Annotated in this window: 8 protein-coding genes; 2 read left to right on the top strand and 6 right to left on the bottom strand. The window is 31.8% G+C overall.

The genetic code is table 11. The annotated features are described in order from the left end of the window. Window positions 1-2,243 (bottom strand): alpha/beta hydrolase (locus tag RR643_RS10275; protein WP_332483156.1); only part of this gene is annotated, 2,243 nt, incomplete at its 3' end. 88 nt (window positions 2,244-2,331) lie between these two features. On the opposite strand from RR643_RS10275, the gene RR643_RS10280 reads away from it, so the two are divergent. Continuing rightward, window positions 2,332-3,093 (top strand): alpha/beta hydrolase, encoded by a 762-nt coding sequence (locus RR643_RS10280; RefSeq protein ID WP_332472346.1) that lies wholly within the window; start codon window positions 2,332-2,334, stop codon window positions 3,091-3,093. A 38-nt stretch (window positions 3,094-3,131) separates the two neighbouring features. Here RR643_RS10280 and RR643_RS10285 read toward each other — a convergent pair whose 3' ends face one another. Both RR643_RS10285 and RR643_RS10290 read right to left on the bottom strand, forming a co-directional pair. Further along, a complete protein-coding gene (locus RR643_RS10285; RefSeq protein ID WP_332483157.1) occupies window positions 3,132-4,388 on the bottom strand; it encodes an MFS transporter in 1,257 nt (418 codons plus the stop codon). 1 nt (window position 4,389) lies between these two features. Next, complete coding sequence (locus RR643_RS10290) at window positions 4,390-5,676, bottom strand: DUF1254 domain-containing protein (protein WP_332483158.1); 1,287 nt, start codon at window positions 5,674-5,676, stop codon at window positions 4,390-4,392. A gap of 194 nt (window positions 5,677-5,870) precedes the next feature. Between RR643_RS10290 and RR643_RS10295 the strand changes: the two genes are divergently transcribed. Beyond that, window positions 5,871-6,635: a sulfite exporter TauE/SafE family protein gene (locus RR643_RS10295; protein ID WP_332472349.1), complete on the top strand. Its 765-nt coding sequence runs from the start codon at window positions 5,871-5,873 to the stop codon at window positions 6,633-6,635. Between the two features lie 19 nt (window positions 6,636-6,654). On the opposite strand, the gene RR643_RS10300 is transcribed toward RR643_RS10295, so the two are convergent. From RR643_RS10300 to RR643_RS10310, 3 genes are all read right to left on the bottom strand, one after another. Next, window positions 6,655-6,993, bottom strand: coding sequence for a winged helix-turn-helix transcriptional regulator (locus RR643_RS10300; protein WP_332472350.1), 339 nt, complete (start codon window positions 6,991-6,993; stop codon window positions 6,655-6,657). A 266-nt stretch (window positions 6,994-7,259) separates the two neighbouring features. Further along, the gene (locus RR643_RS10305) at window positions 7,260-7,661 is read right to left on the bottom strand and encodes a pyrimidine dimer DNA glycosylase/endonuclease V (protein WP_332472351.1); all 402 of its coding nucleotides are present in this window, start codon (window positions 7,659-7,661) and stop codon (window positions 7,260-7,262) included. Window positions 7,662-7,821: 160 nt separating this feature from the next. Then, window positions 7,822-8,871, bottom strand: a complete 1,050-nt coding sequence (locus RR643_RS10310) for a 3-deoxy-7-phosphoheptulonate synthase (RefSeq protein ID WP_332472352.1) — start codon at window positions 8,869-8,871, stop codon at window positions 7,822-7,824. Window positions 8,872-9,070 lie beyond the last annotated feature (199 nt).

Below are 9,070 nucleotides of genomic sequence, written 5' to 3' on the forward strand. Positions count from 1 at the left end.
GCAAGATCTTCACTTTGCATATGATGTCCAATTGAATCAATAAATCCATGAGAAAATCCTTCATAAAGAATTGTTCTAGTTTGAATACCATTCTTGTGCAGTTTCCCCATATAGGCTAGACATTCAATTTTAAGGAAATCATATTCACCAACCGCTAGCAGTGTCGGCGGTAAATCTTTACGATCAGCAAGGTATGGTGACAAATACTCGTTATCGCCATCACTACTCAATGCTTTACGCATGAATTGATTTAAATATTTTCTAAATGAATTTAATCCATCATGTATTTCTTGAGTATGTTTATTTTCAGTTTCAAAATGAGCATTTTCCCATTCAATGTGTTGATCCGATGATTCTACTAAATCAACAGTTGGATACAATAACATTTGCCCCTTAATCTTAGGACCATTTTCATTTAACGATCTTAGAACACAGTATTGTGCTAAGTTACCTCCTGCACTATCACCAACAACGTATAGTTTCTTGGTATCACCATGTATTAAGTGTGCATACTTATGAATCCACAGAAGCGCAGAATAGCAATCTTCGTGTCCTTTTGGAAATGGATTCTCTGGGGCTAATCGATAATTAACACTAAATGCGACAACATTGAACTTTTCTACAATATATTTTACAAACTGTTCAACAACTAAATTTGAACCGGCAACAAAGGCACCACCATGAATAAAATAGAAGATAGATTTATTTTTATTTTTTGTTGCAGGATGATATATACGAAGTGGAATCTCATTCCCATCAATACCTGTAATACTAATGTCTTCAACTAAAATATGATTACTTGCAATCGGTAAGCTTTTTATTTCATTAAAGAATTTTCGAATTTCTTCAAATACCTTATCATCAATTTTAATGTTGTTGTAAATATCCGATGCTAAGTGAATAAAGAATTCTTGAGCCCTAATATCGGAAACTACATGTTTATCTAATTTCTCTTTTTCTTTTTCATCCATCATTGGTTTAACAATTACAGGATTATTATCCAAGATTTCAATACGACTTTTGCGATTCATTGTCGAAATCAAACTTCTTGAGTATTCTCTTCTATCGGATGTATCTTCAGACTGAAGAATTTTGATTTGTTCCTCACTTAATAATTTACGAGGTTCTGTTTGGATTCGTTTTGAATGTTTTAAAATAAAATTACCAAGTTCAATTACACTATCTTCAGATTGAGGAAAATATCCGATGAAGTCTGCAAATCCATGCCCCATTCCTTTATAAACTATCATCTCAACAGGATTACCGATATTATGATTTTTTATTGTATAAGCCAAGTTTTCAACCTTAAGATAATCATACTCACCAACACAAATAAGTGTTGGTGGTAGGTTTGTAATTGATGACAAACATGGTGTTAAGTACTCATGATTTACATCAGCATTTAAAACACCCTTCATGATATCAACACCACCATTTTTGATTAGTTGAATGGATAGCATGACTGCTGCTTCTTGTTTTTTATTAATTTCATATTTATCCAATGACCACTCACTTGTTTCTGAAGTACAAGCTAAGTCTAATGTAGGATAAAGTAAAAATTGTCCTTTAATCACATTTCGTTGTTCATCACGATCTTTTAAAACACAATAATGAACAAGATTTCCTCCTGCGCTATCACCTGCAATAAAGATTGAATTTAAATCTCCTTGATAGTAATCCGCATGTTCACTGACCCATTTTAATCCCTCATAACAATCTTCATGACCTTTAGGATATGGATATTGTGGAGCTAGGCGATAATCGACTGAAAAAATAAGTATATTAAAATGAATACATAAATAACGTAAATACTCATCACATACGTCTAAATTACCTGAGAAAAAACCACCTCCATGAATATAGTACAAAATAGGTGCAGTTTCTTCTTTATTCGCAGGATGATATATACGAAGTGGTAATAAATTATTATCCTTACCACGAATTGTAATTTGATCAACTTTAATACTATCTTCTGTCATGGTCTTACTTTTCTTTAAATCAAAGCCCATTTTTAAACCTTCAATGATTTGTTTACGAGGACTTAGTTTTAGGACTTGATCTGGTACATATTTCGTTAGTGATGCAATTGATTTGATTTTTTTATAAAATCTCGGGTCTAAAACACCAATTTCATTAGTTTCTGGAATTGGTTTCATAATAACATTTGTATTTTCAATCGTCGTCGTATAGCAACGATCATTCATATCTTTAATTAAACTCTTGTTGTAGCTTCTTTTTGACATAATATTTCCTCTGTTACTATTATAGCGAAAAATCATTAAATTTGATATTTAAAGCATCATCCTTATAATTAAATTAGAGGAGTCTTTTATGAAAACTAATTTTATTAAGAAACATAAAATATTAACAGCAGTAATCATCGCCTTAATATTGATTGCAGGTTATGCTACTTATTATCTAACATCTTATTTACCCGCAAGTGATTTAGCAGTTGAATCCATGATAACAACGCAAAAAGTAACTGTAACTGAAACAAAAGATACGATTACCTTTAAGCCTACGAATTCTGATACCAAAGTTGGTTTAATTTATTATCCTGGTGGTAAAGTAGATCCTGTAAGTTTTGCATATGCCGCAAATCAAATCGCAAATGAAGATATTTTTGTAGTTATTCAAAAGATGCCATTCAATTTAGCCATCTTTGGTATTGATAAAGCGAATAAAATCATGGAAACATACCCTGAAATTGATCAATGGTATTTAGCTGGTTTCTCATTGGGAGGGACAGCCGCAAGCATGTATGCACATGCTAATCCAGATAAAGTTGCAGGTTTAATTCTTTATGCTAGTTATACAACAAAAGATGCCAATTTACGTGATGTAAGTTTTCCAGTATTAAGCATCAGTGGATCTAACGACGGTTTAGCAACACCACAGGACATTTTAGATAAAAGTATGTATTTACCCGCAACAACGAATTTCATCAAAATAGAGGGTGCAAATCATACTCAAATGGCATTATACAATGACGCGAAACCACAATCAGGAGATAATCCTGCAGACATCACAGATAATCAACAACAACAAGATATTATTGATGCAACAATTAAGTTTATAGAGACAACAAAATAATCGACATAAAAAGTTATTGAAAAATTTCAATAACTTTTTTAAATATTATTCATTTTGTTAGATTGAAGTAATTTCTTACTATTGTTGTATCCGAAGATTAATCCAGCACTAGCAACAATTAAGGCTACAAGTAAGAAAATAAACACATAGTTATAGTTTCCAAATGTATCATAAATATAACCATATAGTGGCATTAACACTATGGATGCCAGTGGTGAACCAATCATTACCGTTGAAAATAACTTTTCATAATCTAAACTTCCAAAGAATTTAATTGTAAGTAATGGCGCAACAACGCCAATAGATGAAATCGCTAATCCATGTAAGAATGTCGCAATGATAAACATCATTGTATTTCCATCGCTGATATAAAACAAAGCAATCGCAAATACTCCTACACCCATCACACCAACACTTGTTAAAACAATACCCAATCGATCACTTAACAAACCAATTAATACCGAACCAATCGCTGAACCTATCATCGATATAGATAATGCTTTACCGATTGTTACCATATCAAGTCCCATACCAAGTCCAAATGTTGCGATATGTTGTTGGAATGCTGCAAAACCAGTTAATACAATCATGAATAGCAATAATGTAAAGAATGCAGGAGATTTTAATGCTTTATTAGCTTGTATCCCTTCTGCTTTTTGGTTTGTACTTTCAACTTTGTTTTGTTCATCCCATCCAAATGGTTTCAAACCCATATCATTAGGCGCATTTTTCAAGAAAATTAATCCAACTAACAACATAAATACTAAACCAAAAATACCAAATGCTATATACGTAAATCTCCAACCATTATTCGCAATTAGGTTTGTTAACACGGGTTGAAAAACAGCACCTAATAAACTAGTAATCATCATCATTAATCCCATAACAACACCAATGTTCTTATTAAACCAACGATTAACTAAAACTGGTCCAAGTAAATTTACAAGTAATGCAGCTCCCATTGCCAATGGCACTGCAAGGATATACCAAGCCCATATATTCGACATGAATCCCAAAACAATGAATGCAATTGTTTGAAGTAGAACACCGAGTACAACTACTGTTTTCACTTTCTTTTTGTTGATCAAATTACCCGCAATAGGCAACCATATTAATGTCGCAATTGATGAAATACTTAAGTAGAGGGAAAGTTGTCCTATTCCCACCCCCAATGTTTCAGATACCGGAGTCATAAACACACCGGATGAAGCATTAATACCAGGCCCCGATACTCCACGAATTAATGACATTGCAATTAGAATAATCCAGGCATAATGAAACTTCTTATTTTTCATACTAAATCTTTTCTATGACTGGTGGCGCCCATACACCTTGAATCGCATCTTCACTTGGTCCATATAAGCGAAGTGTCATGTAGAATGATTCTTTTGGTGATGGTAACCAATTAGCTTTCTCAACACTATTTGTTGGTGCTAAATGTTGAATATAAAGAGTTAATCCACCCTCTTCATCAAAATGTAATCCTTTGGTACGATCACCTATTGAATAACGATTAATTTCATTATCAATTAACAATGCATCACTGAAGCGATACATTGTTAGTGACCAAAACTGACTCACTGGAGGTAATTGATCTTTATCAAAATGTATCCTGTAATTATTCACACCCGTTAATAAATTACCTTGTGCATCCTTAAAAGTACTTGGATATAACGATTCTTCAGGAGAGTTTGCTAATGCACCTTTAAACCACACAACAGAACGTTGCATGTAATCAGTTCCATATACACCAATGTTTTTTCTTGCTATGCGCCAATGATTTATTTCTTCTCCAAAATGCATTCCACCTTGATCAATAATCTCTCTAGCAGAAATACAAGCATCGTTTACTATTACTTCCGGTATTCCTCTAAGTATCGCAAGATCCCCCATTGGACCTACTCCAATTGATTTAATATCCAAAATTATCTTCTCATCTTGTTTTAACATTGGTGTAAGGGCTAAAACATTATTTAAAGTTTCAAAAAATTCATAATAATTACCTACTTTGTATTCAGGTAATTCGCTCGTTAAATCTTTATCGCTCTTTATTCCACTCACAAACTCACTCAAAGGTTTGATAATGAAATGACTTTGTAAATCTTTAACCGTTTCTAAATCATTTTCGCCATTAATTAGTATTCTTAAAAAAGCTAAAGCTAATGTTGTATCGGAATGAATGGGTATCACATCTTCAGGTAAATCACCTCTCCATGTTGGTCCAATAATTGCAAAATAATGATGTTCCGTTCCATATAGACGTTTACCTAAGTTATCCGCAACATTAGTAAATAAATCTGTAAGTTGAATCGAATAATAGCGTTGGTGTGTATCCGGTGTTTCTATAATAACTGGCTCATCTCTTAAATCCAACCAAGCTCTAGAATAAGTAGTATCATTATTTGGAGCTGGTATAAATGTTGTTTTCGGTGTTGAGATAACTGCTGAATGAATGAATTCATTCATAGTTGTTGATTTTTTTGGTCCTAAAACTTGTTGATACAATAATTCATACATCCCCACTACAGGATAACCATAAATATAAGCATCCTTTATTTGTTTAGAAGCATCGTTTTCGTTCATAGTAATTCCTCCTTTTGAAATCAGAACGTCAAAGATTTCGGTTAAAGCACACGTATTGTACTTATATTTAAATTAAACATTCTATGCTTTCTTTTTTCAAGCAATGTGATTATTTAAAAACTATACGAGTTTTGCTTGTAGTATCATCGATAAAATTTTATACTTATGTCATCACAATAAACGGAGGAACCATCATGATTGCGACAATTGTTGCCTTACTTGCTTCTCTTATTGGTGCTATATCAGGTATTGGTGGCGGTGTTATCATTAAACCTCTTCTTGATTTATCAGGTAATTATAGTACAGCAGCAATAAGTATATTATCTTCAGCCACAGTATTTTCCATGTCACTTTCTAGTGTAATGAAACACATTAACTTAAAAACACCTATCAACAAGAAATTATCTACTTGGATAGCATTAGGTTCTGTTCTCGGTGGTATCTTAGGTCAAAATATTTTAACATTTATTATGGAACAAAGTACTTTGCCAATAAAACAGATTCAAAACCTTATTCTCATGATTTTGTTAATTCTAGTACTTCTTTATATGAATAAATTAAAATATAAGTATCATTGGAATTTTACAAATCCTCTTCTATTCTTTGTAGTAGGTTTAGTATTTGGCATGGTTGCCACATTTGTTGGTATTGGTGGTGGACCTATTAACTTAGTTGCCTTAACCATGTTCTTCTCTATGGGTCCAAAAGAAGCATCCGTAACTTCGATTATAATGATTTTATTCTCACAATCATCTAAACTTATCCAAGTTGGATTAGCTGGTGATTTCATGAAATATGATTTATCTATATTATTATTCATGATTCCTGCTGCAATCGTTGGTGGCTTGTTAGGAGCAAAACTAAATCGCAAATTTACTGATAAACAAATTCATTTATTATTCAACGTTGTTATGGTGTTTATCATCTTCACAACTTGTATCAATTTATTCGCAAAATAAGTGCACTCATTGAGTGCACTTATTTTATGATTACTTCATGCTTGTCAGCATAATTTTTTGCGAATACTTGTAATTGCTCAATAATTGGAATCATTTCAAGAGCACTATCTTCTAATACATATTCAGTATGCAATGGAATTTCATTGAATACAATTTTATGTATAAGTTTGTTTTGCTCAAGTTCTCTCAACTGAGTAATAAGCATCTTTCTTGTGATTTCAGGAATTGCTCGAAGCAATAACGAAAATCGATTATTCTTTTGATAAATTTGCCAAAGAATAATTGATGCCCATTTACCTCCCATTAAATCCGATGCCAATAAAAATGAGTTTGGGTATTCTGTTTTTACTTTTGACATGTTTTTTTCCTCTTTCACTTTTTGCGAAATGGATTCAACATTAGGTTCAATGCATTTTTACAGCAACCTCTCCGCTAATACATTTACTATATTTGCAACTTTACTACATTAATCGTTATATGATTATCCCCTGTTTGTTGATACCTAATTTCTCAACTTATAAGAAATATTTTGACTAAGTACCTATCATTTTTATATTTCTCATGTCAAAAAATTAACATATTATCGAGACTTTGTATATTAGTTACTTTTGGGTATCTTTTTCATTAATACAGGTGTTTCAATTTCTCTTTAATTTTTTCCCAATCACCTTGTGTAATTGAATAACAATCAAACTTTTCTTCTAAATTGTAGTAACACTGTCTCAAATAATGATCATTCATTTTATCTTTAAATAATTGATCATATCTTATTTTTCTTACTTTCTTATTTTTAAAATAATTTGTATTTCGATTTAAAGCTTGATCTGATATTTTGTAATTTCTTTTTATCATCTCATTCATAATAAGTTGACTATATGTATATAAATGACTCGGTGAATAATCATAGATAAAATTAATGAGAATATGTTTGTCTTCTTTTGCATAAATTGAACATAACTCTCTCCATTGAGCAAGTAATTGTTGTCTTGGTAATACCTCGATTAAATCTTTGTGCCATAACCTCATGTTTTATCACATCCTCATTGAAATCTTAGCAAACAGCTCAATCTAGCACAAGGAATATGAATTATTCATAAATTAGAAAATAAAAATAGTACTCCTAATTCTGAAGTACTATTCATTTCATCATTTTCGTATCAAAGAATTCTTTTATTCATTCAGATACTTATATGTTTTCAGCTATATAGTTAATTAATTCTTCACTTTCTTCCCAACCAAGGCAAGGATCAGTAATCGACTTTCCAAATTCCATATGTTCAGAAATCTCTTGGCAACCCGGTAATAAATAACTTTCAATCAAAAGTCCTTTAATAACTTTTTTAAGCTTTGTATTATATTTTCTACTATATAGAATTTCTTTTGCGATTCGTGTTTGTTCATAATATCTTTTTCTAGAATTAGAATGATTTGTATCAACAATCAGCGCAGGATTTTCAAATCCACGCTTTTCATAAAAGTCGATAGCTAGTTCTAAGTCCTCATAGTGATAATTAGGCATATTTTCACCATGTCGATTTACATATCCTCTTAAAATAGCATGCGCATATGGATTTCCAGTAGATTGCACCTCATTTGAACGATATATGAAATTATGTCCTGACTGTGCTGCTTGAATAGCATTAAACATGACAGATAAATCGCCACTCGTTGGGTTTTTCATTCCAACTGGTAAATCAAGACAACTAGAAGTTAAGCGGTGTTGTTGATTTTCAACACTTCGTGCACCTACTGCATGGTAACTTATTAAGTCTTCCATATAAGCAAGATTATCAGGGTATAACATTTCATCAGCTGCAGTTAGTCCAGAAATCTCTAATGCATGAATATGCATCTTTCTTATCGCAAGAATACCATCTGAAATATTAGGTTCTTTTTCAGGATCAGGTTGATGAAGCATTCCTTTATATCCTTCCCCTGTTGTTCTTGGTTTGTTTGTATAAATACGAGGAATAATAATCAGTTTGTCTTTAACTTTTTCTTGTAGTTTACCTAATCTGGAAACATACTCACAAACTGCCTCTTCATTATCCGCTGAGCAAGGTCCAATTATAACGATGAATTTATCACTTGTGCCGTTGAAAACATTTCTAATTTCTTCATCACGTTTTTCTTTAATTTTTCTAAGTTCTTCAGGTAATGGTAGTAGTTTTATTATCTCATCTGCATCCATTATCTTTCTTATATTCTTATATCCCATATTATGTATCCTTTCAATATGTAGTTAGGTTCATATAAATTATCGAAACCTTTGAATATTATAACATTATATTTGAAAAATCTCTTTGTTTTAAACGATTGAGTATTAATAAGAAGAATAAATGTATTTTCTATTAAATCTATCTAAACATAGAAAAAGCACCCAACCGAAGTTGAATGCTATATTTTCTAAATGGTGGTCCCAGCCGGGATTGAAC

Origin of the sequence: Anaerorhabdus sp., from assembly GCF_036637135.1 — a bacterium.
Taxonomy (GTDB): Bacteria; Bacillota_I; Bacilli_A; order Erysipelotrichales; family Erysipelotrichaceae; genus Anaerorhabdus.